This is a genomic window from Stutzerimonas sp. LR2, from assembly GCF_055755175.1.
This window is the reverse complement of the sequence record NZ_JBVTRR010000004.1, coordinates 430,376-455,990: the sequence shown is the minus strand read 5'-3', so window position 1 is coordinate 455,990 and position 25,615 is coordinate 430,376. Positions and strand designations below refer to the sequence as shown.

Here is a 25,615-nt window from a genome sequence, read left to right as displayed (position 1 = left end):
CGTCTCAGGCGCAGCGCGGCAGTGACTGCTTGGCCTTGGCCAGCGCGAGGTTGAGGCGCTGGAGCAGCTGCTCGGCATCGTCGTCGAAGGCCATCACCACCGCGGTACTGGCGCTCAGATGCAGGCGTTCGCCATGCTGGCGCGTCTTGTGGGCGAGGCTGGCCACGGCGGTCTGCAACTCCTCGGCAAGCTGCCGCGCCTGCTGTTCGGCAGTATCCGGCAGGAGCACGACGAAGCGATCGCCGGCCAGGCGGCAGAGCAGGTCCTGATGACGAAGGTTGAGCACCAGCAGCTGCGCCACGGCCTGCAGCACCAGATCGCCCTCGGCCTGGCCGTAGCGCTGATTGACCCGGCTGAAGTCGTCCAGGTCGATCGCCAGCAGAGACAGCGGGCGCTGCTCCTCGTCGGCCTGGCGCAGGGTCTGATCGAGCTGCCGCCGCAGGTATTCGGCGGTGCTCAGCGGGGTGAGGTTGTCGAACAGCCGATGTTCGCGAAACAGCCGCTCGCGCTTGTGCATCTGCGCGTTGATGGCGCGTTGTTCCTGGTTCAGGTGGTAGATGCCGAAGGTCAGCAGCAACAAACCCACCGGCATGGGCGCGGTTTCCAGCCAGTTGTCCCAGGCGATGCTGGCGGGGATCTGGATGAATTCGTCGAGCAGGTCCATCCACCAGGAAAAGCAGATGCAGGCCAGGCCCAGTGCGAGCAACCGCGTCACCCGGCCGGCCGGGCGGCTGTGCAGCAGCATGACCAGCCAGGCGAGGGCGAGGGCGGCGCAACCGCCTTCGCCGACGACGTCCATCCAGTCGATCTCGCCCCAGGATTTGACCGTGCCGACTGCGAGCAGCAGCTGCAAGCCGACGTTGGCGGCCAGGGCGAGGCCGAGGAGGGTGAGGGTGTGGAGTTTGAGGAGGGATTTCATGAGGTCTCCGTGGCGGGTTCGCGCCAGTGCGTGAGGGCACGGAAACAGATGGATGTGACGGTTGGATGAACGGGGTGGGGGTTGAATTGGCTCAGGGTTTTTTTGGTTTGGTTGATTTGCTGGATGGGATTGGGGATGTGGTTTGCCCTGATGGATTTGGATCAGTTCTGGACGAGGGGCTTGCTTCATCGAGTCGATGTCGATTGCCGAGTTGCCTGGCGATTCAGGTTTCGCCCTGCTGGGCGAGTCACTTTTTCCAGACGCGGAAAAAGTAACCAAAAACGCTTTGCCCCTGCATCCGGCCCCGCGCTCCGCGCGGGGTTCGTTCGCTCCATCGCCGCTTCAGGGGTCGGCTTACAAGGGCCTTCCATGGCCCTTTAAGCCTTTCGCCGCATCCATGCGGCTCACCCCCTTACGCAACGATTCCGCTCTCCCTACTGAAGGGGCGAGGGTGGGGCCTGCGACGATTTTCAACAAACGGATGATGACGATCAGCCGACCCGTGTCGTTCGTTGGAAACGTCCTTTACGGTTTTCCCTCATATTGGATCCTAGCAATCACGGACTTGCAGGCGACATCGATCGCCCCTTTCAGGAGGCCGAATGTAATCGCTACGTAGAGGGGCGAGCGGCATGGATGCCGCGAGAGAACTAGGCGTCCCCCCGTAAAGGGCCATGGATGGCCCTTGCACAGTGACCCTCGGAGAAGCGATGGAATGAGGGAAGTCTCGCGTAGCGAGACCCGGATGTAGGGGCAAGACTTTTTGGTTCCTTTTGGCGGGGCCGGCCATCCGGGCGACTGCCAAAAGGAACTCGCGCAGCAGCGCGAAACAGAAGTACCGGAACACCCGGAAAATGGGTTGCTCCCCCAACCTGATCCCAGCGTGTCTGCGATAGGCATTTCCATATCCATACCGCTAAAAACAGGTCATATCAGCTCAACCCCACCCCCAAAATCCCGCAAAACCCACTCTTCCAAGCTCTCGCCAAATTTCCTGTCACAGAACCGCCATATCCCCCACCTACCGTCCGCTGCAGTTCCGGGATGGACCCGGCAAACACCATTCGGGGGAATCGTTCATGAACACATACCGCAGCGGCATCCGCCATGCAGGATTCCGCATCAGCCTGCTGGCTCTGGCTGTCAGCGCCGGTTCGGCCTGGGCCGAGGAGCCGCTGGTCATGGAGCACGTCGAGGTCATCGGCCAGGCCGTCAGCATCGACGAGGCACTGAAGGACCAGCGCAGTTCCGACAGCGTCAAGAGCGTGGTCCACGCCGACGGCATCGGCCAGCTGCCGGATGACAACGCCGCCGAAGCGCTGCAACGCATTCCGGGAATCTCGGTGGAGCGCGACCAGGGTGAAGGGCGCTTCGTCAGCGTGCGTGGCATCGCACCGGACCTGAACAGCGTCACCATCAACGGCACACTGGTGCCTTCACCGGAAAGCAAGCGCCGCGCGGTGGCGCTGGATGTGCTGCCGTCCGAGCTGGTGCAGTCGCTGTCGGTGGTCAAGACGCTCACCCCGGACATGGACGCCAACTCCCTGGGGGGCACCATCGAGGTGGAAAGCCTCTCGGCGTTCGATCATGACGGCCTGTTCTACAGCATCAGCGGCGAGGGCAGCTACGACGAGAATGTCGAGAAGACCAGCCCGAAGTTCTCCGGTGCGATCAGCAACCGCTTCAGCCTTGGCGATGGCGTCGACAACTTCGGTGTGGCCGCAGCCCTCAGCTGGCAGGAGCGCAAGTTCGGTTCGGACAACGTCGAAACCGGCGGCAAGTGGGACTTTGCCGACGACGGCGCACGCCTGGAGGAGTTCGAGCAGCGCGACTACGAGATCACCCGCGAGCGCACCGGTTTCGGGCTGAACTTCGACTACAAGCCGGATGACGTCAGCAGCTATTACCTGCGTACGCTGTACAGCCGCTTCAAGGACACCGAAACGCGCAACGCCGCCGGCGTGGAGTTCGAGGACGCCCAGTTGCCCGGCGAAACTGGCGATGCTGAAGGCTGGCGCGAGCTGAAATCGCGCGAGGAAACCCAGACCATCCAGTCCTACGTGTTCGGCGGCGAACGCATGATGGGCCTCTGGACCCTGAGCGGACAGGTCGGCTACAGCCAGTCCCGCGAGCGCAATCCGGGTGGCATCTCCGGCGCGACCTTCGAAGGCGACTTCGCCGACGCGGGTTTCTCCAGCAGCCGCAAGCCGCGCCTGACAGTGGATTCGGCCTTCTACGATCCGGCTTCCTTCGAACTGGATGAAGTGGAATGGGAGAAGAGCGATACCCGCGACCGGGAGAAGAATATCCGCCTGGACCTGGCCCGCGACTACGACATCCAGGGCTACGCGGCGCAGGCCAAGTTCGGCGGCAAGCTCAGCCGCCGGCACAAGGACAACGACAGCGAGGTCTGGGTCTATGACGACTTCGACGACCTGACCCTGGCCGATTTCCAGGGTGGCAACGTCGACTACGCGCTCGGCCGCTTCGGCCGCGGCATCAGCGCCTCGGCGATCAAGGGCGCTATCGCCGGGCTGGACGCCAGCGAGTTCTACGACGAGGAGGAGTCGCGCATCAATGACTTCGACATGCACGAGGACATCAATGCCGCGTACCTGATGAACACGGTGGACGTTGACCGCTGGCGTGTCATCGCCGGCCTGCGCTACGAGGGCACGCGCTTTCGCGCCAAGGGCACCGGCATGCGCGACGACCAGTTCGAGTCCATTTCCAGCAGCAACGACTACCACCACTGGCTGCCCGGCCTGCACGTGCGCTACCAGCTGACCGATGACACGCTGATCCGCGCCGCATGGACCAACAGCGTGGTACGCCCGACCTTCGGCCAGCTGGCACCCGGTTTCGTCATCGATGGCGACGACGCCGAGTTCGGTAACCCCGATCTCAAGCCGCTGGAGTCCGTCAACTACGACCTCGGCATCGAGCACTACATGGGCCGCGCCGGCGTGGTGTCCGCCTACCTGTTCTACAAGGACATCGACAACTTCATCTACAACACCGACCTGGCCGGCACCGGCCAGTGGGCGGCGTTCGACGAAGCGCTCAGCTTCCAGAACGGCAGCAGCGCCAAGCTCTACGGGCTGGAGCTGGCCTACTCGCAGAAGCTCGACTGGCTGCCGGCGCCGTGGAACGGTTTGTTGCTGGGCGCCAATGCCACCTTCAGCAAGTCCGACGCGGACATCGAGGGTCAGGGCATGCGCCGCAGCATCGACCTGCCGAACCATTCCGATACGGTCGGCAACCTGATGGTCGGCTGGGAAAACGACCGGCTCAACCTGCGCCTGGCCGCCAACTACAAGTCCGACTACCTATACGAGGTGGCCGGCATCGACGACAAGGCCCACGACCTGTACGTCGATGACCAGCTGTTCGTCGACTTCAAGGCCGGCTACTTCATCACGCCGAGCCTGCAGCTGACCTTCGAGGCGCTGAACCTGACGGACGAGTCCTATTACGTCTACACCGGCCGCCGTTCCTACAACGCCCAGTACGAAGAGTACGGCCCGACCTACAAGCTCGGCCTGACCCTGACTCACTTCTGACCCCTTGCCGCTCCGGTGCCCGCCGTTCCCCTTTACGGCCGGGCACCGGCCTGCGGCACCTGAATGGATATCGCATGAACGCATTACCCAAAACCCTGCTGCTCGGCCTGTGCATCACCCTGGCCGCCTGCCAGTCCGCCGGTCAGGACGAGGTGCCACAGAGTACGCAGCTGAGCATCACCACGCCGGCGCAGACGGGCCTCGAATACGCGCAGCTGCTTGCCGGCAATGGCCCCTGGGCGGATGCCGAGCGCGTCCAGCTGGACAAGCAGGGCCTGCGCCTGCTGGACAAGGCCGGCAACACACTGGCCCAGCACAGCGGGCGTTTCGAGGGCCTCGACCATCGCCTCGAGCGTAGGGGCCTGCTGCTGGCCACCGTGGAGCGCAAGCGCCAGCAGGCGATGCTGATCGGCCTGGATGACAACCGGACCTGGAGCCAGCCGCTGTATCTGCCGCGCACCTCATTCGCCATCGAGGGGCTGTGCCTGTACCGCGACAGCGCGCGCAACGACTTCGTGTTTCTGCTCGGCGAGGAAGGTGTCGGCGAGCAATGGCTGGTGGGCAGCCAGGGCCGCCTGCTCGGTGAAGCACGGCGCGTGCGGGGGCTCAGCCTGCCGCCGCAGAGCACCTTCTGCCAGACCGATGACATGGCCGGGCAGCTCTACGTCAACGAGGAGAACGTCGGCTTCTGGCGCTACCCGGCGGATGCCGAGGCGCCGCTGCAGCGTGAGCCGGTCGATCTGGTCAAGCCGTTCGGCGCGCTGACAAAGGTGGCGGCTGGCATGGCGTTGGTGCCGGGTGGTCTGTTGGCCCTGGATGCCGAGGCGCCGGCGCTGCACCTCTATCGTCAGAGCGAATCGGGTTGGCAGGCGGACGGCGTGCTGCCGCTGGACGGCCTCGATGAGCCGGAACGCATCAGCGCGCGTCGCACCTCCGAAGGAGTCGAACTGCTGCTGGCGGACGAGCAGGGCCTGCATCGCGCCCAGCTGGCGTGGCAGCCACAGGCACTGCCGCATCCCGAACCCATCGTCAGTCTGGCGGCAGCGGTGGAGACCGGCCCGGTGCCCAGTCTGGGGGACGCCGCCGATGACCCGGCGATCTGGGTCAATCCGCGCGATCCTGCTCAGAGTCGCGTGCTCGGCACCGACAAGAAGGGCGGGCTGGTGGTGTACGACCTGGAAGGCCGCCAGCTGCAAAGCCTGACCGTCGGCCGGCTGAACAACGTCGATGTGCGCAGCGGCTTCCGCCTCGGTAGCAAGCGCGTGGACCTGGCCGTGGCGAGCAACCGAGACCACAACAGCCTGCACCTGTTCGCCATCGACCGCGCAAGCGGGGTGCTCCGCGATATCGGCCAGATCGCCACGCCGCTGAGCGATATCTACGGCCTGTGCATGTTCCAGAACCGCCAAGGTGTCACCTACGCGATCGCTAACGACAAGGACGGCACCTTCGTCCAGTACCGCCTCGATGGCCAGTCCGGCCAGCCGCAGGGTGAACTGGTGCGGCGCTTCAAGCTGGACAGCCAGCCCGAGGGCTGCGTCGCCGATGACCGTGGCGAGCGGCTGTTTGTCGGTGAAGAGGACGTTGCGGTCTGGGTGGTCGATGCCCGTGCCGAAGTGCCGGCAGCGCCCCAGAAGGTGATCGGCGTTGGCGGGCCGGTGTACGACGACATCGAAGGCCTGGCGCTCTACCAAGGCGAGGGTGGCGATTACCTGGTGATCTCCAGCCAGGGCAACGACAGCTACGTGGTGCTCGATGCCCAGGCGCCGTATGCCGTGCGCGGCGCGTTCCGCATCGGCCTGAATGCCGAGCGCGGTATCGACGGCGCTTCGGAAACCGACGGGCTGGAGGTCACCTCGGCGAATCTCGGCGGCCTCTGGAGCCGCGGCATGCTGGTGGTGCAGGACGGCCGCAAGCGCATGCCCGAAGGCACGCAGAACTACAAATACCTGCCCTGGTCAGCCATCGCCGATGCGCTGGGTCTGGATTGATGTCATCGCCCGGTAACCGACCCGCCATCCAATAGCAGCTGCCCATGCGGGCAGGAGGAAAGATTCATGCAAACGACTCTCGAGCACATGTCCGTCTGGGGCCTGATCAGCGAGGCCAGCCTGGTGGTGCAGGCGGTGATGGTGATCCTGGTGCTGGCTTCGGTCTCCAGCTGGTACCTGATCATCCGTCGCAGCGCCGCGCTGCACCGCAGCGAACGCCTGCTGCGCAGCTTCCAGCAGCGCTTTCGCCAGGGCGGCGATCTCGCCCAGCTCTACCGCGAAGGGCAGCAGCAGCCGCTGCCGGAGGAGGCCGCGTTGCAGCGCATCTTCCTCGCCGGTTACGGCGAGTTCGCCCAACTCCAGCGTGAAGGGGGCATCGCCCCGGATGCGGTCGCCGAGGGCGTGGAGCGCAGCCTGTACGTCGCCATTGCCGAGCAGGAGGAACGCCTGGAGAAGGGCCTGCAGTTCCTCGCCACGGTGGGTTCGGTGAGCCCCTACATCGGCCTGTTCGGCACCGTGTGGGGGATCATGAACTCCTTCCTCGGCCTTTCGCAGGTACAGCAGGCCACGCTTTCCACCGTCGCCCCGGGTATCGCCGAGGCGCTGATCGCCACGGCCATCGGCCTGTTCGCGGCGATTCCCGCGGTGATGGCCTACAACCGCTTCGCCGCCCACGGGCAGACGCTGGTCGGCCGTTACTACGCCTTCGGCAACGAGCTGCAGGCGCGCCTGCATCGGCGCCTGCACGCTGCTTCGCCCAGCGTCGCCGCAGCCGCTTGAGGAGGTCAGCAATGCTAGTCAGGCCACAGCGCAAACACGGGCCCAAGGCGGAAATGAATGTGGTGCCCTATATCGACGTGATGCTGGTGCTGCTGGTGATCTTCATGGTCACCGCGCCGATGCTGGTGCAGGGCGTCAAGATCGAGCTGCCGAAGGTGGCGGCCGAGGCGCTGCCGGTGGAGAACGAGCGGCAGATCCTGACGCTTTCGGTGAAGGCCGACGGCGGCTTCTACTGGAACCTCGGCAGCGAACTGGACGTCGAGAACCAGACCGACAGCGCCGTCGACCTGGCCGAGCTGCAGGCCAAGGTCGGCGCGGTCATTGCCGCGCGGGGCGACACCCAGGTCTATATCCGTGCCGACGAGGCGGCGGACTACGGTCGTGTGGTCGCCGGTATCGCCGAGCTGCAGCGCGGCGGGGTGGTCAACCTGGGTCTGATCACCGAGGCGCCGGCCGCTGCGGAGCAGGAGCAATGATGGCGCTCGGCTTGTCGGCGCCGCCCGCGGCCGTGCTCACACAGCGGCGATGGACCGGTGCCGCTGGCGCGGCGCTAACCACGCTGGGCTTGCATGCCGGGCTGTTCGCCCTGCTGCTGACCAGCTGGACGCCGACGATGGACGCACCGGTTGCCACCCAGGTGATGCAGACCCAGCTGATCAGCCTGCCGCCGCCGGTGCCAGTACTGCCCGAACCGCCGGTTGCGAAACCGGTCGAAGCGCCGCCGCCCCCCGTTCAGGTCGAAGCGCCACCACAGGTGGAGCAGGCCGACCTGGCCTTCAAGCGCGCCGAACGGGAGCGCGAAGCCGAGCAGCAGCGCAAGCAGCAGCTGGAACGTCGCCGCGAGGAGCAACGTCGCCGTGACGAACAGCAGCGTCGGGAGCAGGAGCGTCTGGCCGAGCAGGCACGGCTGGACGCGCAGCGCCGCCAGGCCGAGGCAACGGCCCGTGCCGAAGCGGCCGAGCGTGCCCGGCAGGCGGCTGCCGCGGAGGCAGCCAGCCGCCAGTACCTGCCGATCGCCAAGAAGCCGCCGGTCTATCCGCAGCGGGCGCTGGACGCCGGGCTGCAGGGCGCCTGCACGGTGAGCTACACGGTGGACGTCCAGGGACGGGTGCGCTCGCCCAAGGTGGTTGGTGACTGCCATCCGCTGTTCATCCGTCCATCGCTGATCGCGGCCCAGAGCTTCCGCTACCAGCCGCGCATCGTCGATGGGCGGGCGGTGGAGGTGCCCAACGTGCAGAACACCTTTCATTACCGCATCGAGTGATGCGGTTCAGCCATTCAGGATTCGTTTTGATGAAACAGGATTTCAGCGATTTTCACGCCAGCATCGCCGCCCATGATGACCAGGCGATCAACCCCAGCCGCAACGCGCCGCTGCAGGATGTCATCGATCGGCGCCGCCGCGGCCTGCTCAAGGGCGGCCTGGGCCTGGCCGGCATCGCCTTTCTCGGCGGCGCAATGGCCGGCGCCCGGGTTGCTGCCGGACCTGCGCGACTGATCGGTTTCCAGGGCATTCCGGCGCAGCTCGACCCGCAGTTCGACCGGGTCGAGGTGGCGCCAGGGTATAGCGCGCGGGTGTTCTTTTCCTGGGGCGACCCAGTACTGGCCGATGCGCCTCAGTGGCAGGCCGATGCCAGCGACGACTGGCAGGCGCAGCTCAAGCAGGCCGGCGACAACCACGACGGCATGCATTTTTTCCCGTTCCCCGATGCGCCGGACAGCCACGGCCTGCTGGTGATCAATCACGAATACGTCAACCCGACGCTGCACACCGAAGGCATGCGTCTGGAGGAAGGCCGGCGCCCGCTGGAACAGGTGCGCAAGGAGCAGGCGGCCCACGGTCTGAGCGTCATCGAAGTGCGCAAGGATGCCCGTGGCCAGTGGCAGCGGGTGTTGCCGTCGCGCTACAACCGGCGCCTCAGCGCGTTGACGGAGATGGCCATTTCCGGGCCGCTGGCCGGCCATCTGAGCATGAAGACCGTCGCCGACCCGGATGGCAGGACCGTTCTGGGCACGCTGAACAATTGCTCCAGCGGCTTCACCCCCTGGGGCACCTATCTGATCTGCGAGGAGAACTGGCACAACTACTTCGTCAACCACGATCCGCAGGACCTGGCGGCGCGGGTCTCGCACCAGCGTTACGGCATCGCCGGCAGCGGCTTGAGCAAGCTCTACGGCTGGGAAACCGCCGATCCGCGCTTCGATGCCACGCCGCAGGCCGACCAGCCCCACGGTGGCTACGTCAACGAGCCGCACCGCTTCGGCTGGGTGGTGGAAGTCGATCCGTTCGCCCCTGACAGCGTACCGGTCAAGCGCACCGCGTTCGGCCGTTATTGCCGCGAATGCTCGGTGCTGTCGCTGGGCGAGGATGGCCGCATGGCCTTCTACTCGGGCGACGACACCAAGGGCGAGTATGTCTACAAGTTCGTCCCCAGCGGTCGCTTCGTGGCCGGGGCGGACGCCGACAACCGCCGCCTGCTGGATGAGGGCACGCTGTACGTTGCCCGCTTCGACGCCGACGGCGGCGGTGAGTGGCTGGCGCTGGTGCATGGCGAGCACGGGCTGACCGCAGAGAACGGCTTTCCCGGCCAGGCCGAGGTGCTGCTCAATGCCCGCGCTGCCGCTGACCGCGCCGGGGCGACGCCGATGGACCGACCCGAATGGGTGGCGGTGCAGCCGCACAGTCGTGAGGTCTACGTGACCCTAACCAACAACGACGGCCGCGGTGCGAAACAACCGCTGGACCGGGCCAACCCGCGCCCCAACAACCTGCACGGGCAAATCCTGCGCTGGCAGGAAGAGGGCGGTGATCCGACCGCCACGCGCTTTGAGTGGGAGGTCTTTCTGCTCGCCGGCGAGCGCAGCGGGGCGCGGGACGCCCAGGGCAACCCGGTGGCGGCCAATCTGGTCGGTACCATCGACGGCGACTGCTTCTCTTCGCCGGATGGTCTGGCATTCGATGCTGCTGGCCGGCTGTGGATCGAGACCGATTTCGACGACGACCAGCCAGCCATGCAGGCCATGGGCACCAACCAGCTGCTCTGTGCCGACCCGGTCACCCGGGAGGTTCGGCGTTTTCTGGTGGGTCCGCGTGGTTGCGAGATCACCGGCATCACCTGGAGCCCGGACTACCGCGCCATGTGGGTGAACGTGCAGCACCCGGGGCTGAGCTTTCCGGCCAGCGACGGCCAATCACGCCCGCGCTCGTCCACCGTGCTGATCACCAAGGACGATGGCGGCGTGATCGGCAGCTGAGGCGCTCGTCAGCACAGCTGCTCGATGGCATCGAGCAGCTCGTCCTGACTGAACGGCTTGGCCAACCGGTGCAGCGGAAGCGCCGGCGCGGTGGAGGGCAGTTCGGCGTAACCGGAGACCAGCAGGATCGGCAACTGCGGGCGGGTCTCCCGCACCACGGCTGCCAGCTGCGCACCGCTCATCAGCGGCATGGCGTGGTCGGTGATCAGGATGTCGACCTGGTTGACCTGCAGCAGATCCAGCGCTTCCCCGGCCGACCGCGCGGTGAGCACTCGATGTCCGGCCGCTTCCAAGATGCCGGCGGTGCTGAACAGCACCAGCTCGTCGTCGTCCACCGCCAGCAGGGTCAGCGGCTTCGTCGTGCGCCGGGGGCTTTCATCGGGTGCCGGCGTGGAGACAGGCGCCGATGCAGGCGCGTTTTCCGCCGCCAGGGCCGGTAGCCAGATCTCGGCGGTGGTGCCCGCACCGGGCGAGCTGCGCAGCACCAGCCGACCGCCGGATTGTTCGGCCAGCCCATGGACCATGGACAGCCCGAGCCCGGTGCCCTTGCCGACCCCCTTGGTGGTGAAGAAGGGCTCGGCCGCGCGCTTGAGGGTCGCTTCATCCATGCCGCTGCCGTTGTCGCTGAGATCCAGGCGCACATAGCGGCCGGCGGGCAGGCCGTTCTGCTCCTCGGGTAGCGTCAGCTCTTCGGCGGCGATGCGGATACGGCCGACGCCGGACATGGCGTCACGCGCATTGGCGGCGAGGTTGAGCAGGGCGGTTTCCAGCTGGTTGGGATCGGTCTTCACCTGCGCCAGCCGGGCCGGCAGCTCGACCTGCAGCTGGATGGTCGGGCCAAGCGAGCTGAGCAGCAGCTCCTTCATGCCCGCGATCAGCTGCGGCAGGTCGATCGGTTTCTTGTGCAGTTCCTGCTTGCGGGCGAAGGTGAGCATGCGCGCGGTGAGCGAAGCGCCGCGTTCGGCACCGGCTCTGGCATTGTCCACCAGGCGCAGCAGCGCGGGGTCGGCGGGCATGCGCCGACGCAACAGGTCGAGGCTGCCGAGCACGGCCATCAGCAGGTTGTTGAAGTCGTGGGCGATACCGCCGGTGAGGTTGCCCAGCGCCTCCATCTTGTGCAGCTGCTGCAGCGCCTGTTCGGCGTTCACCCGTTCGCTGATGTCCAGCGCCTCGGGTACCAGGGCCACGATGCTGCCGTCCTCGCCCGGTACCGGGCGCATGGAGAAATCGAAGACGCGCACGCCCTGGGGCATGTTCAGGGTCATGGTCACGTGCTCGGTGGCGCCGGCCGCTACCCGCCGTGTCATCTCTCGCATCACCTCGGGCATACCCGGTGTCGCGGCGAACCAGGGCGATTCCCAGAACGGCATATAGGCCAGTTCGTTGAAGCGGGCGCCGATGCCGGCCAGGGCCGTGGCGTTCACGTAGAGAATCGCGCCATCCGGCGCGAGCATCGCCATGTACAGGTGCGAGGTCTCCAGCACCGCGCGGATGTTGGCCTCGCTGCGGGCCAGCGCCGCGGTGCGCTCGAGCACCTTGGCTTCCAGCTGTTCGAGGAAGCTCTGCTCGCGCTGGCGCACCGCGGCGGCGGAACGCACCCGTTCGATATGGGCCCACGAACGGTCGGTGACCTCGGTGAGCAGGGCCAGCTCGCAGGCGCTCCAGGCCCGCGGTACGCGGCTGTGAATGGCCATCAGTGCGGTCAGCCGGCCTTCCTTGACCAGCGGCATGCAGATGGTGGCGGCGATGTCGAGTTGCTGGAAGGTCGCCGCGTCGGCGGCGGGCAGGCGGGCGAGGTGATCGTCGACGATGAAGGGTTCGCCGGCGCGCAGCTTCTGGACCGCCAAACTGCCGAACGCGGCGAGGCGGTAGTGGCCGACGATGCTCATGCAGCCCGGCGCCGACCAATCGCCACGGATGGTGAAGCTGTCCTGGTCGGGCTCCATGTCGGCGTAGGCGCAACTGGACAGTCCCAGGTGTTCGCCGAGCATGCGCGTGGTGGTGGCCAGGATGGCATCGGCATCGACACTGCGCGCCGTCTCCTTGGACAACGCATCGAGGAAGCGCAGGCGCTGCTCGTTTTCACGCAGCGCCAGGTCGGCCCGGGCACGCTCGGTGACATCGTGGCCCTCGACGAAGATGCCGCCGACGTTGCCATCGATATCGGTGACCGGCTGGAAGACGAAATCCAGCACGCGGTCTTCTTCCGCGGCGCCGCGGGTGCGCTGCAGACCGATGTGAATGCCGGAACCGACGAAGGCCTCGCCGCTGCGGTAGACCCGGTCGAGGATTTCGATGAAGCCCTGGCGCTCCACTTCCGGCAACGCATCGCGCACCGGCTTGCCGATGATCTCGCGCTCGCCGACGAGCCGGCAGTAGGCCGGGTTGACCATTTCGAATACGTGCTCGGGGCCGCGCAGCATCGCCATCATTCCCGGCGCCTGCTCGAACATCTGCTGCAGTCGGGCCTGCTGGCCCTGCAGTTCACGCTCGGCCAGCACGCGTTCGGTGGTTTCCACGACCATCGCAATCACGCCGGCCGGCTGCGCCTGCTCGTCGAACACCGGCGAATAGTCCAGGTTCATCCAGGCGCGGGCCGGGCGGCCGTTGCGGTATAACGCCAGCTCCTGATCCTTGTAGGAGAGCGTGCCGCCGGCCAGGCCGACCTTCATCACGTGGTCGTTGAAGTCGGCCACTTCCGGCCAGCCCAGGCGCACTTCCGAGCCCAGCAGCTGCGGATGACGGCTGCCGGCGAACCCGGAATAGGCGTCGTTGTAGATCATGATGCCGCGCTCGCCCCAGAGCAGGACGATGGGTGTTGGCGAGAGCAGCAGCATCGCCGTGACGGTTTTCAGGCTCTGCGGCCAATCCCGCAATGGCCCCAGTGGAGTGCTGGACCAATCGAAGCGTCGGATCAACGTGCCCAGCTCGCCACCGTCCGGGAGGAAGCTGTGGCTCGCATCATCAGGCGTGGGGTTGGCTGCTGGTTCCATCAGAAGCGTTCCGTCATCCGGTAGAGGGGCATTCGGCTCGGCCGAAAGATAGGCTGTTCAGCTCGGACAGCCATTTGCGCGCGAAATCCTGCAGGCGAAGCTGCCCGGCGCCTCATCTCAGCGAGTTTGCCTGCCGTTCGTTCCCGCGGCAGCCAGAGTACAGGGAAAAACCCTTACCATATCAATGATATGTGAATGGTCACGGTGAATTTCCGATGCTTTCTGCCGTCAAGCGCTACAGGTCCCTGGTCGCCGGGGTGCTGAAGCGCTGCTTTCCACGCACCTCGGCCCATCTGCGCGACGAGGACGAGCTGCTGTTCCGTCGCTGGGGGCATGGGCCGGACAAGGCGCAACCGCAGTCCACGGACAAGCGCAGTGGCAAGGCCCAGGGCAAGGCCAGGGGCGCCAAGGGCAAGGCCAAGCCGAAGGCGGCAGCCAAGGCGGACGCCAAGGAAGGCGGCCCTGCCAAACCCCGGCGAGCGGCTGCGCAGGGCATCTACCCGGCGGCCGCGCTGAAGGTGGACGAGGGCCAGGTTCGTGCCATGCGCGAGCGTGTCGAGCAGGCGGTGGCAGCCGGTATCGTCAGCGCGCCGTCGGAGGAACAGTGGGCGATGATCCTGGGGCGCAGCCCGCTGACGCGCATCTTTGCCGGCGCCGGTTCAGGCAAGTCGACCACCTTGCTGCTGCGCGTGGTATTCATGCTCTGCCACCTGGGCATCGAGCCGGGACGGCTGACGGTGATCTCCTTCACCAATGCCTCCTGTGGGCAGCTGCGCGAGCAGCTGCTGCGGGTCCTGGCGTTCTGGCAGTTCCCGTTCGACGAGCGCCAGGCGCGCCAGTGCGTGCGCACTTTCCACTCGGCCATGGCACAGCTGGCGCGCGAAGTGCTCGGCACGGCGCAGTGGTTCGAGCAGCTGGACGACAAGGCTGCCGCGGGCGACGAGCCGGACAACCCGCTGGCGAATGCACGCTTGCGTCCGGCACAACAGCGGCTGCTCAAGCAGGCCTACCAGCGTTGCTATGCCGAGCAGCCGGATTTTCGCGAGCAGGTGCACCGGCTGCTCGATCTGCCCGGGCCGGCGGTCGAGCCTGCCAAGGGCAGGCGTGCCGCGCCAAAGGCGCCGGAGAAGCCCTTCAGCCTGGCCGGCGAGTTCGCGGCATTGCCGTTGTACGAGGCGTTTCACGTCCAGGCCGGATTTATCGAGAGCATCGGCCTGCGCATCGATCGCCTGCAGCCGTCCGGACTCGAATGCACATCCCGCGAGCGCCAGTTCATCGAGGCACTGATCACGTTCCACGGCTGTTTCCAGGCGGTGCTGCGCGAGCAAGGTCTGCAGACCTTCAACGCCGCGTTCCAGCAGCTCGGCGAGCGCCTGAACGCCGCTGATAGCGTACCGCCGGCGAGCCTCGCACCGTTCCAGCACCTGCTGATCGACGAGTTTCAGGACATCTCACCGCAGATCGTCCAGTGGTTGCAGGCGCTGCATCGGCAGCTGGCCCGCCAGGGTTCGAGCCCGAGCCTGATGGCCATCGGTGACGACTGGCAGTCGATCTACGGCTGGCGCGGCAGTTCGCCGGAGCTGTTCATGGAGTTCGACCGGCACTTCCCGCGGCGTGGCGCCGAGGGCAGCGAAACGCTGCTGCTGGAAACCAACTACCGTTCCATCGAACCGGTGATTCGCGATGGCGAGGCGGTGCTGGCTGGTGTGCGCTTCAAACAGGCCAAGACCAGTCGGCCGAACCGGCCCATGCAACCGGGTGACCACGGCGTCCGGCTGGTCACCGGTTTCGAGCTGAACGGCGGGCTGGCACAACTGGTCGCCGAGATAAAGGCGCAATGCGCCCACGTCGTCGAGCGTGGCAGCCGCGAGCGCACCGCGGTGTTGCTGCTCGGCCGACGCAACGACACGCTGCGGGCCATCCAGGCCGAGCTGGATCGCACGCTGCCGGTCAAGGCCTATACCATCCATCGCGCCAAGGGCCTGCAGGCGGAGGTCGCCATCGTCGTCGACGACTGCCTGCCACCGCAGCCGCACCCGTTGCGCAATGCGCTGTATGCGTACTGCGGGTTCTTTCGCAACAGCTATGACCAGGCGATGGCCGACGAGAGTCTGCGCCTGGCCTATGTGGCCATCACCCGCGGCGTCAGCCGGGTGCTCTGGTACACGCGCAAGGCGCAGGGCGCGACGGCACTGTTGCGCCCGCGCGGCTAGCGCAGCAGCAGTGCAACGACCGCCAGCCCCAGCAGCAGCGACAGGCCCTTCCAGAACAGCAGCGGGTTGCGTTCCAGCAAGGGTGGGCGAGTGCGGTTGAGCAGCGCCGGGTTGGGCTGGCGCAACTCGAAGACGAACTCGGACAGATCGGCATAGCGCCGCCGCGGATCGGGATGCAGCGCCTTGGCCAGCACCTCGTCGACCCAGGCCGGGATCTCGCGCTGGGCGTCGCGTACCGAGCGGTAGTGCAGGCGCTTCTGCGCGGCCAGGGTGCGTGCCTTGCAGACATCGGTGCCATAGGGCAGGCGACCGCTGAGCAGCTGGTAGGCGATCACCGCGAGGGAGAACTGATCCGAACGCGGCGAGCCCGCCTCCCCAAGGAAATACTCCGGCGCGGTGTAGGCGGCGGTGCCGAGCAGCGCTTCCTGCGGGCCCGGGGCCTGTCGGTCGGCGAGCCCGGCAACCCGTGTCGAGCCGAAGTCGATGATTTTCAGCGTGCCGGTGGCGTCGATCAGCAGGTTCTGCGGGCGCAGGTCCTGATGCAGCATTTCCAGGCGGTGAAAGGCGCGCAGGCCGCGGGCGATCTGTTCGACGAAGCCGCGTACGGTGGTCAGGTCCGGCGTCGGGTGGTCGAGCATCCACTGCGCGAGCGTCTGCCCTTCGATGAATTCGCTGACCGTGTACAGGTAGTGCCGCCGGCGTGGCGGCGGGCAGGCCTTGACCACGTGAGGGTTGTCGATGCGCCGGGCGATCCATTCCTCGAGAAGGAAGCGCTCGAGATAGGCCGGGTCGCCACGCAGATCGAGCGACGGCGTCTTCAGCACCACCTGCGCGCCGCTCTTTTCGTCGACAGCCAGATGCACGTGGCTGCGGCTGCTGGCATGCAGCTGACGAACGATGCGGTAGCCGTCGAACTGCATGCGCGGCTCCAGCAGCGGCGGCAGGGCCAGTTCGCCGAGCTGGCGCTGCACGTCGTCGGCCGCTTGCTCGGGCAGGCTGTCGATGCGCACCAGCTGCACGGTGAGGTTGTCATCGCTGCCGTTGACCAGCGCCTGCTCGACCAGCTGTCGCGCTGCAGCGTCCAGGTCGTCGGCATGGGTCGCGATGATATCGGCCATCGCGCGCGGATCGAGGTGCTCGTACACGCCGTCGGTGGCGAGCAGGAACAGGTCGCCCAGTGCCAGCGGGAGGTTGCGGTAGTCGATTTCCAGATGCGGGTTGATGCCCAGGGCGCGGCCGAGATAGCTGGTTTCGGCGCTGACACGCACGCGGTGATCCTCGCTCAGCTGTTCGAGGGCGCCTTCACGCAAGCGATGGATGCGCGCATCGCCGATGTGGAACAGGTGCGCGCTGCCGCCCTTGAGCACCAGCGCACTGAAGGTGCAGACATAGCCGCGGTCGCGGTCATAGCGATAAGGGCCTTGGCGGGTCTGCGCATGCAGCCAGGAGTTGACTGCCACCAGCACGCGCTGCGCCGACTGTTTCACCGACCAGGCATCGGAGGTGCAGAAGTAGTCCGAGAGAAAGCTCGCCACTGCGGTTTCGCTGGCGATGTGGCTGACCTCGCTGCTGCTGATGCCGTCGGCCAGCGCGATGGCGATGCCCTTGCTGGCGAGCTGCGCGTCGGTGGGAATGCAGGCGCCGTGAAAGTCCTGATTGAGCGGCTTGCGCCCGGCGTCCGAATGCTGGCCGAGGGAGATAACGAGTTGGCTGGGCATCTTCGATCTGCACGAAAGCCCCGGACGCGAATGCGCAACCGGGGCTCTCGGCCGCACTCCCGATCAGTAGACGCTGCGCTTGGGCGCGGTGCGTACGTGGGTGGTGTAGAGCGTGAGGCCGGTGAAGGCCAGGCCGCCCACCAGGTTACCCAGCGCGGTGGGGATCTCGTTCCAGACCATGTAGTCCATGACCGAGAAGTCGCCGCCCATGATCATCGCCGAGGGGAACAGAAACATGTTCACCACCGAATGCTCGAAGCCCATGAAGAAGAACAGCATGATCGGCATCCACATGGCGATGACCTTGCCGCTGACCGAGGTGGAGATCATCGCGCCGACCACGCCCATCGAGACCATCCAGTTGCACAGCATGCCGCGCAGGAAGATGGTCGCCCAGCCCGCTGCGCCGAACTCGGCGTAGCCCAGGGTGCGGTCCTCGCCGATGTGCGAGATCTTCTCGCCGATCGGTCCCGGTTCGGTGGAAAAGCCCATGGTGAAGACGAAGGCCATCATGAAGGCCACCACCAGCGCGCCGCCGAAATTGCCGAGAAAAACCCAGCCCCAGTTGCGCAGGATGCCGCCCACGGTCACGCCCGGGCGGCGGTCCAGCAGCGCCAGCGGCGTCAGCATGAAGACCCCGGTGAGCAGGTCGAAACCCATCAGGTAGAGCATCACGAAGCCCACCGGAAACAGCATGGCACCCACCAGCGGCGAGCCGGTCTGCACGGTTACCGCGACCGCGAACACCGCGGCAAGAGCCAGGATCGCGCCGGCCATGAAGCCGCGGATCAGGGTGTCGCGGGTGGACATGAAGATCTTCGATTCGCCGGCGTCCACCATCTTGGTGACGAACTCGGAGGGAATGATGTAGGACATGTCGGTCTCTCTGAATGGCAGTAAGGGGCCAGGCCCGCGACGGCGGCCGCGGGGCGCTGGCTGAGCGATGTGGGTGGCTGGCGAGTTGGGGTCAGGTTCGCGGCCAAGGCCGCTCCCGCAGGATCGCTGCGGTGTGCAAGGGATGTTGCCCGGGCAGCGGGCGGCGATCAGCCCGCGGCGATCTGTACCTCGTCGCCGACCAGGCGCACCGGCCATACCTGCAGGCGCTGTTCCGGGTACTCCAGGCAGCTGCCATCGGCCAGGCGGAAGTGCTGCTTGTACAGCGGCGAGGCGATCACCAGTTCGCCCTTGAGACTGCCGACGATGCCGCGGCCGATGACGTTGGCGCCCGACTTGGGGTCGCGGTTCTCGATGGCGAACAGCTGCTCGCCGTCGGCGTTGTCAGGCAGGTGGAACAGCGCCACCTGGGCGCCATCGTGCCAGGCCACCACACCGGAATTGGCGACCAGATCGGCACGGCTGCACAGCGTCTGCCAGGCCGCCGGCGCGTTGGAACGGGAGTCGAGACGAACGACGTTGGACTGGCTCATCAGAGCACCTCCTGGGTAAGTGGGATCAGGTGAAGTTCGCTGGCGCGCACCGGCCGACGCTGGCCACGCTCCTTGACGAAGTGGATGTCCGGGTCGGCGCGCCCGTCGTTGACGAAGGTGCGGAAGCGCTTGAGCTTCTCCGGATCGGAGATGGCGTTGGCCCATTCGCACTGGTAGCTGTCGACCACGTGCTGCATCTGGCTCTCCAGCTCGGCGGCGAGGTTCAGGCTGTCGTCGAGGATGACGTCCTTCAGGTAGTCCAGGCCGCCTTCCAGGCTTTCGCGCCAGACCGAGGTACGCTGCAGCTTGTCGGCGGTGCGCACGTAGAACATCAGCACGCGGTCGATGATGCGGATCAGCGTTTCGTCGTCGAGGTCGGTGGCGAACAGTTCGGCATGCCGCGGGCGCATGCCGCCGTTGCCGCAGATGTAGAGGTTCCAGCCCTTGTCGGTGGCGATCACGCCGATGTCCTTGCTCTGCGCCTCGGCGCATTCGCGGGTACAGCCCGATACGGCGAACTTGATCTTGTGCGGTGCACGCAGGCCCTTGTAGCGGTCCTCCAGGCGCAGCGCCATGCCGACGCTGTCCTGCACGCCGTAGCGGCACCAGGTGCTGCCGACGCAGGACTTCACCGTGCGCAGGCTCTTGCCGTAGGCGTGGCCGGTCTCGAAGCCGGCGGCGATCAGCTCGCCCCAGATGTCCGGCAGTTCGTGCAGCTGAGCGCCGAACAGGTCGATGCGCTGGCCGCCAGTGATCTTGGTGTAGAGGTCGTATTTCTTCGCCACCTGGCCGATGGCGATCAGCCCCTCGGGGGTGATCTCACCACCCGGGATGCGCGGCACCACCGAGTAGGTGCCGTTCTTCTGCATGTTGGCCATGAAGGTGTCGTTGGTGTCCTGCAGCGGAATCAGCGCCGGATCGGTGATCGGCTGGTTCCAGCACGAGGCCAGGATCGAACCCACCGTCGGCTTGCAGATGTCGCAACCGACATGGCCGCGGCCGTGCTTGGCCAGCAGTTCGGCGAAGCTCTGGATGCCCTCGACGCGGACGATGCCGTAGAGCTCCTGGCGGGTGTAGGCGAAGTGTTCGCAGAGGCTCTTGTCCACCGCCACGCCGCGCGCCGCCAGTTCTGCGTCGAACACCAGCTTGAGCAGGGCATTGCAACCGCCGCAGCCGGTGGCCGCCTTGGTCGCGGCCTTGAGTTCGCCGAGATCGGTGACGCCGGCATCGACCTGGCAGCACACCGCGCCCTTGCTGACGTTGTGGCAGGAACAGATGGTCGCGCTGGCCGGCAGGGCGTCCGGACCAAGCGTCGGCGCGCCCTCGGTCTGCGGCAGGATCAGGCCGGACGGATCGGCCGGCAGCTTGATGCCGTTCTGCGCGTACTGCAGCAGGGTGTCGTAGTAGCTGTTGTCGCCTACCAGCACCGCGCCCAGCACGCGCTTGCCATCGGCGGAGACGACCAGGCGGCGGTAGCTGGCGCTGGCCTCGTCGATGAAACGGTAGCTCCGGCTGCCCGGGGTCGCGCCATGGGCGTCACCGATGGAGCCGACATCCACGCCGAGCAGCTTGAGCTTGGTCGACATGTCGGCACCGAGGAACGGCGTGTACGCTGCGTCGGCCAGCTGCGCGGCAACGCAGCGGGCCATGCTGTAGCCCGGGGCGACCAGGCCGAACACGCTGCCGTTCCAGCTGGCGCATTCGCCGATGGCGAAGATCGCCGGGTCCGAGGTACGGCAATCACTGTCGACCACGACGCCGCCGCGTGCCGCCAGTTCCAGGCCGCAGTCACGGGCCAGGGCGTCCTGCGGGCGAATGCCGGCGGAGAACACGATCAGGTCGGTTTCAAGAAATTCGCCGTCCTGGAAGACCATGCGGTAGGCGTATTGCTCGCCGACGATGATCTCCTGGGTGGCACGCGACAGGTGCACGCCGACACCCAGCGCCTCGATGCGCGCCCTCAGCGCCGCGCCGCCGGCATCGTCCAGCTGCACCGGCATCAGCCGCGGGGCGAACTCGACCACGTGGGCTTCCAGGCCCAGCGACTTCAGCGCATTGGCCGCTTCCAGGCCGAGCAGGCCTCCGCCGACCACCACACCGCGGCGTGCGCCGGTTGCGGCCGCGCGAATGCCGTCGAGATCCTCGAGGGTGCGGTAGACCAGCCGCGAGTTGCCTTCGGCACCGGGAATCGGCGGCACGAAGGGGTAGGAGCCGGTGGCCAGGATCAGCTTGTCGTAGGGCTGGCGGCCGTTGCCGGTGACCACTTCCTTGCGCTCGCGGTCGATCTCCAGCACCTGCTCGCCCAGGTGGGCCTGTACGCCGTGCCGGCTGTAGTAGTCGGCTTCGCACATTGCCAACGACTCGGCATCGCGGCCGCCGAAGTACTCGGACAGGTGTACGCGATCGTAGGCGCGCTGGCGCTCCTCGCCGAACACGTGCACGTCGTAGCGGGCGAGGGCGTCCTGTTCGATCAGCTGTTCGATGCAGTGATGCCCGACCATGCCGTTGCCGACGATGACCAATGTCTCGTGCTTGAGCGGGGTGACGGTTGAACTCATAGCCTTTCCTCTCGAGCGGCTGCGGCACGCGGCCGGCAAAACGCAAAAAGGCGCCTGGAGCTGGGGTCAGCTCCAGGCGCCTTTGCCTGGTTTCAAAAATGTCGTGGGGGTGATTGGCCTGGCGTCGTTGCCTGGTTCACCCGGTCCCGTGCCTGCTGGCGGGCGGTCGTCGCTGACCGCCTGGGACGTGCTGCCGTGCTGGCAGCTGTTGCAAGGGATTTAGCAGGTTGCGTGCCAGCTGTGCCGGGGCACCGCTGCAACCCCCGGCCGGCGGGCCCGTGCGGGCTTGTCCGGGGGGGGCGAATCGCCGCCGGCCGCGCGATGCGGTTGAACCACTTCGGTGCGAAAAGGGCTGTGCGCTCACTGCTTTGGGGCGATTTGCGCGCGGCGGTCAGCCGCCGAAAGCCTCGCGAACCAGCTGCGGCAAGGCCTGGCCGGCGGGCTGCGCGAGCAGGTGTTCCTGTGCACTTTGCGGCGCCTCGCCCTGTGGGTTGACATGCACCAGCGTGGCGCCAGCGGCCCGCGCCAGATGCGGCACTTCAGCGGCGGGATAGACCACCCCTGAGGTACCGACCGACAGCAGCAGGTCGCACGCCTGTGCCGCGGCGAAGGCGGTGCGCAACGCATCGCCCGGCAGGCTCTCGCCGAACCAGACCACGCCGGGCCGCAGGCGTCCGCCGCAGTGGTGGCAGCGCGGCGGTTCGAGACGACGTCCGGCTTCGGGTTCGTCCGGTGCGGGCAGCGGCTCGGCCGGCTCACGGGCGCAGGCGAAGCAGCGTGGCCGGTGCAGGCTGCCGTGCAGATGGATCACCTCGCGGCTGCCGGCGCGTTCGTGCAGGTCGTCGACGTTCTGCGTGATCAGCGTCAGCTGCGGCACATGGCCGGCGAGCTCGGCGATGGCCATGTGCGCGGGGTTCGGCCGGGCCTGGAGAACCTTCATCCGGCGCCACTCGTACCAGCCCCAGACCAGCGCAGGGTCGCGACGAAAGGCGTCGGCAGTGGCCAGTTCGCCCGGATCGAAACGCTCCCACAAGCCGGTGAGCGCATCGCGAAAGGTCGGGATGCCGCTCTCGGCGGAGACGCCGGCACCGGTGAACACCACGACATGGCGCGCCGAATGCAGGGCGCTGAGCAGGGAAGAGGGGATCACGGGCGGCTCCGGTGGCTGGCTGGTCGGACATCAATAGCACCGTGTGACGGGCTTGCCAAAGATTGCGCTGCACCGATTGCGGGGCGGGTGGCTACCGTCCGGCTGCTCGCTGGGCCCATCTGTCACCTACTTGACGGGCGTCAAAGCCGCCTGGCTCCGCTCCCGGATGATGCCGAGTACGCGAGATTCGAGGGTGGGAGGCGCTTATGCTTGGCTCAGTGACCTGGGACGAGGCCTTGGTACAACGTTACGGACAGTTCGGGCAGCTGCACTGCAGCTATCCGGCTGCGGTCGATTTCAGCGACCGTGTCGCACCGCTGGACCTGTTGCGCGCCCTGCGCGAAAGTCGCCGCGGCGGACGGCCGCTCTCCCTCTCCATTCATCAACCGGACGGCGCCGGCCTGCAGCCCGACGCCGCGGCGGCTTACCTGCAGCGGCTCGAACGCGAGATCGAGCAGCTAGGCTGTCACGCCGGGCCACTGCAGGCGGTCGAACAGCTGCGCCTGAGCGTCGGCACCCTCGGTATCGAGGCGCTGCGCCGCCTGCTCAGCCAACTCAAGCGCCGCTTCGCCTTCGTCGAACCCCATGCCGGCAGTTTCCTGGCCGAGGTGGAGCTGGCCCATGTCGACTGGCCGCTGATCGGTGCGCTGCACGAGCTGGGCTTCAACCAGCTCAGCGTCGCGGTACCGGACCTGCGCGCCGACGATGGCGGCACGGTGGAGTACTTCCGCAGCTCGGCCCGCATCCGTGCGGTGATCGAGGCGGCACATGCGCTGCACTATCGCTCGGTGAACCTGGACCTCGGCTACGGTCGCTCCTGGCAGACCCCGTCGAGCTTCGCCCGGAAGCTGGCTTCGATCATCGAGCTCGCGCCCGATCAGGTCACCATGTTCGATTACCGTGACGCCGTGCCGGCCGCTGTCGGCCGCCTCGGCCTCGCGTCGCCGGCCGACACCCTGGCGATGTACCGGCACGGGGTGGAGCAGTTGAGCGCGGCGGGCTACCGCTACATCGGCCTGGGCAAGTTCGTGCTGCCGCATGACGACCTGGCCATGGCCCAAGAGATCGGCGCGCTGCACCATGACCTCTGCGGCTACAGCCTGCATGGCGACTGCGACCACCTGGGCTTCGGCGTCGGCGCCGTCAGCCGGGTGGGCGGCCTGTTCTGCCAGAACGCCGATCGCGTGCCGGCCTACCAGCGGGCGCTCGATCAGGGCCAGCTGCCCTGCGTTCGCGGCCTGCATGCCAATCACATCGATCCGTTGCACCGCCTGCTGCTCGAGCGCCTGCTCTGCACCTTCGCGCTGGATTTCGATGCCCTGAGCCTGCAAAGCGGCGTCGATGTGCGTCAGCGCTATGCGCAGCACTGGCCGGCGCTGCGCCAGCTGCACGCCGATGGTGTGATCGTGCTGGACGACAGCGGGCTGCGGGTTCCCGCGCAGGCGCGGTTGCTGGTCGCGGCAGTCTGCGCGGCCTTCGAGAAGCCTGGCGCGGTGACCATCGGCCACTCGGCCGGGAACACCGCGCGGCGCTGAGGGCCGTTACAGGGCGAAGCGACCACCCAGGCTGCCGAGGCGGCCGGCCAGCTCGTGCAGCTGGCGACCGCCGCTGTCCAGCGCGCTGGCATCCCCGGCGTTGCGCTCGGCCACCTGCTGCACGCTCTGCAGGTGACGGCCCATGTCCGCCGAAACGGCAGTCTGCTCGTGGGTGGCCGCGGCGATCATCTCGTTCATCTGGCTGATGGCTTCGATCTCGTAGGCGATGGCGTCGAGCAGGGCGGTGGTGTCCTGGCTGCTGCTGACGCAACGGGCAACGCTGGCGCGGCTGTCGTGCATCGCTTCGGTGGCCTGGCGACTGCCCTGCTGCAGTCGGCTGATGATGCCCTGGATTTCGCTGGTGGAGGCGGCAGTCTTGCGCGCGAGGCTGCGCACCTCGTCGGCCACCACGGCGAACCCGCGCCCCTGTTCGCCGGCGCGCGCCGCCTCGATGGCAGCGTTGAGGGCCAGCAGGTTGGTCTGTTCGGCGATGTTGCGGATCACTTCCAGCACGCGATCGATCTGCTCCGCTTGTGCCGCCAGGTCCTGCACCACGCGGTCGGTACCCTCGATATGTTCGGCCAGGGTGCCGATCTCGTTGCGCACGCCGCTGACCGCCAGGCGACCGTCACCGGCCTTGCGACTCGCACCCTGTGCGGCCTGGGCGGCGCGATCGGCATGGCCGGCGACGTCGTCGATGGCCACCGTCATCTGTTGCATCGCCTCGACCATATAGGCGGTTTCGTCCAGTTGGCGGCTGGCGCCCTCGCGTAGCTGGCGTGTCGCCGTGCTCAGGTTGGCCGCGGTGCCGTCCAGCCCGGCGGTGTCGCGCACCACCGCGCCGACCAGTTCGCCGAGCTGGTCCAGCATATGATTGAAGCGCTGGGTGACCGGGCCACTGGCGCGGCTGCGGCAGCTCAGGTCGATGCGCTCGGGATGCGCGGTGATGGCGGCAGCGGCGCCGAGCAGGGCTTCGCCTTCGCGGGCTTCGGCATTGGCGCGGATCGCCAGGTAGATGAGGATGGCGCTTTCCAGTACCACGTAGAAGGCATGCAGGAACACCACGCCCCAGGTTCCTTCCGGCACCAGATAGACGCCCGCGCCCTGTTGCTGCAGGGCGAAGAAGCTCAGGTGATGCACCGCGATGGTGGCGGCCGCGACGACGATCGGTAGCCAGTCGCGGTAGTACACCAGGAATGCCAGCAGGGCGAAGATGCCGAAATGCATTTCCAGCAGACCATGGGCCTGGTTGATCTGCAGTGCGGCCAGCACCATGAACGCGGCACCGATCAGGCAGCGCAACAGACGCTGGCCAGGAATCAGCAGGTACAGCGCGGTCATCGAGATGGCGGTCAGCCCGCCGATGACCAGCGCCTGTGCCCAGTTGCCATAGAACGCCGCGATCCCGCAGGAATAGGCCAGCAGAAACCAGATCACGCCGAGCATGATGCGGTCGGCCTTGAGGTAGTGCGCTTGCAGCGTGACGCTATCGGTGCTCATGGGTGACTCCGGA

The 25,615-nt window shown here is 66.9% G+C and carries 16 protein-coding genes; 8 read left to right on the top strand and 8 right to left on the bottom strand.

Annotated features, from left to right (window positions below; genetic code table 11):
* Nucleotides 1–4: 4 nt before the first annotated feature.
* Complete coding sequence (locus ACVRRC_RS16490; RefSeq protein ID WP_014596579.1) at nucleotides 5–919, bottom strand: GGDEF domain-containing protein; 915 nt, start codon at nucleotides 917–919, stop codon at nucleotides 5–7.
* Nucleotides 920–1,998: 1,079 nt separating this feature from the next.
* Here ACVRRC_RS16490 and ACVRRC_RS16485 point away from each other — a divergent pair.
* From ACVRRC_RS16485 to ACVRRC_RS16460, 6 genes are all read left to right on the top strand, one after another.
* Nucleotides 1,999–4,482 (top strand): TonB-dependent receptor, encoded by a 2,484-nt coding sequence (locus ACVRRC_RS16485; RefSeq protein WP_079329043.1) that lies wholly within the window; start codon nucleotides 1,999–2,001, stop codon nucleotides 4,480–4,482.
* Nucleotides 4,483–4,556: 74 nt separating this feature from the next.
* Nucleotides 4,557–6,473, top strand: coding sequence for a phytase (locus tag ACVRRC_RS16480; protein WP_472997249.1), 1,917 nt, complete (start codon nucleotides 4,557–4,559; stop codon nucleotides 6,471–6,473).
* A gap of 66 nt (nucleotides 6,474–6,539) precedes the next feature.
* On the top strand, nucleotides 6,540–7,253 hold the full coding sequence (gene tolQ, locus ACVRRC_RS16475) for a protein TolQ (RefSeq protein ID WP_472997248.1): 714 nt from the start codon (nucleotides 6,540–6,542) through the stop codon (nucleotides 7,251–7,253).
* 11 nt (nucleotides 7,254–7,264) lie between these two features.
* Nucleotides 7,265–7,729 (top strand): protein TolR, encoded by a 465-nt coding sequence (gene tolR, locus ACVRRC_RS16470; RefSeq protein WP_041771721.1) that lies wholly within the window; start codon nucleotides 7,265–7,267, stop codon nucleotides 7,727–7,729.
* Nucleotides 7,729–8,517: an energy transducer TonB gene (locus ACVRRC_RS16465; protein WP_472997247.1), complete on the top strand. Its 789-nt coding sequence runs from the start codon at nucleotides 7,729–7,731 to the stop codon at nucleotides 8,515–8,517. The genes tolR and ACVRRC_RS16465 overlap by 1 nt, the downstream gene beginning before the upstream one ends.
* 29 nt (nucleotides 8,518–8,546) lie before the next feature.
* Nucleotides 8,547–10,508 carry a PhoX family protein gene (locus ACVRRC_RS16460; protein ID WP_472997246.1) on the top strand — a complete coding sequence of 654 codons (1,962 nt, stop codon included), beginning with the start codon at nucleotides 8,547–8,549 and terminating at the stop codon, nucleotides 10,506–10,508.
* Between the two features lie 8 nt (nucleotides 10,509–10,516).
* Here the strand turns inward: ACVRRC_RS16460 and ACVRRC_RS16455 are convergent, their stop codons facing one another.
* On the bottom strand, nucleotides 10,517–13,501 hold the full coding sequence (locus ACVRRC_RS16455; protein ID WP_472997245.1) for a PAS domain-containing protein: 2,985 nt from the start codon (nucleotides 13,499–13,501) through the stop codon (nucleotides 10,517–10,519).
* A gap of 215 nt (nucleotides 13,502–13,716) precedes the next feature.
* On the opposite strand from ACVRRC_RS16455, the gene ACVRRC_RS16450 reads away from it, so the two are divergent.
* On the top strand, nucleotides 13,717–15,714 hold the full coding sequence (locus tag ACVRRC_RS16450) for a UvrD-helicase domain-containing protein (RefSeq protein WP_472997244.1): 1,998 nt from the start codon (nucleotides 13,717–13,719) through the stop codon (nucleotides 15,712–15,714).
* Here ACVRRC_RS16450 and ACVRRC_RS16445 read toward each other — a convergent pair.
* The 5 genes from ACVRRC_RS16445 to ACVRRC_RS16425 form a co-directional block, all read right to left on the bottom strand.
* Nucleotides 15,711–17,432 carry a bifunctional protein-serine/threonine kinase/phosphatase gene (locus tag ACVRRC_RS16445; RefSeq protein WP_106443315.1) on the bottom strand — a complete coding sequence of 574 codons (1,722 nt, stop codon included), beginning with the start codon at nucleotides 17,430–17,432 and terminating at the stop codon, nucleotides 15,711–15,713. The genes ACVRRC_RS16450 and ACVRRC_RS16445 overlap by 4 nt on opposite strands.
* A 63-nt stretch (nucleotides 17,433–17,495) precedes the next feature.
* Nucleotides 17,496–18,308, bottom strand: coding sequence for a formate/nitrite transporter family protein (locus ACVRRC_RS16440; RefSeq protein WP_011913097.1), 813 nt, complete (start codon nucleotides 18,306–18,308; stop codon nucleotides 17,496–17,498).
* A 167-nt stretch (nucleotides 18,309–18,475) separates the two neighbouring features.
* Nucleotides 18,476–18,859 carry a nitrite reductase small subunit NirD gene (nirD, locus tag ACVRRC_RS16435; protein WP_045633191.1) on the bottom strand — a complete coding sequence of 128 codons (384 nt, stop codon included), beginning with the start codon at nucleotides 18,857–18,859 and terminating at the stop codon, nucleotides 18,476–18,478.
* A complete protein-coding gene (nirB, locus tag ACVRRC_RS16430; RefSeq protein WP_407043128.1) occupies nucleotides 18,859–21,417 on the bottom strand; it encodes a nitrite reductase large subunit NirB in 2,559 nt (852 codons plus the stop codon). Before nirB ends, nirD begins: the two co-directional genes overlap by 1 nt.
* 391 nt (nucleotides 21,418–21,808) lie before the next feature.
* The gene (locus ACVRRC_RS16425; protein WP_407043127.1) at nucleotides 21,809–22,567 is read right to left on the bottom strand and encodes an SIR2 family NAD-dependent protein deacylase; all 759 of its coding nucleotides are present in this window, start codon (nucleotides 22,565–22,567) and stop codon (nucleotides 21,809–21,811) included.
* 206 nt (nucleotides 22,568–22,773) lie between these two features.
* Between ACVRRC_RS16425 and ACVRRC_RS16420 the strand changes: the two genes are divergently transcribed.
* The gene (locus tag ACVRRC_RS16420; RefSeq protein ID WP_472997243.1) at nucleotides 22,774–24,102 is read left to right on the top strand and encodes an oxygen-independent coproporphyrinogen III oxidase; all 1,329 of its coding nucleotides are present in this window, start codon (nucleotides 22,774–22,776) and stop codon (nucleotides 24,100–24,102) included.
* A 6-nt stretch (nucleotides 24,103–24,108) separates the two neighbouring features.
* Here ACVRRC_RS16420 and ACVRRC_RS16415 read toward each other — a convergent pair whose 3' ends face one another.
* A complete protein-coding gene (locus ACVRRC_RS16415; protein ID WP_017245004.1) occupies nucleotides 24,109–25,602 on the bottom strand; it encodes a methyl-accepting chemotaxis protein in 1,494 nt (497 codons plus the stop codon).
* Between the last annotated feature and the right edge of the window lie 13 nt (nucleotides 25,603–25,615).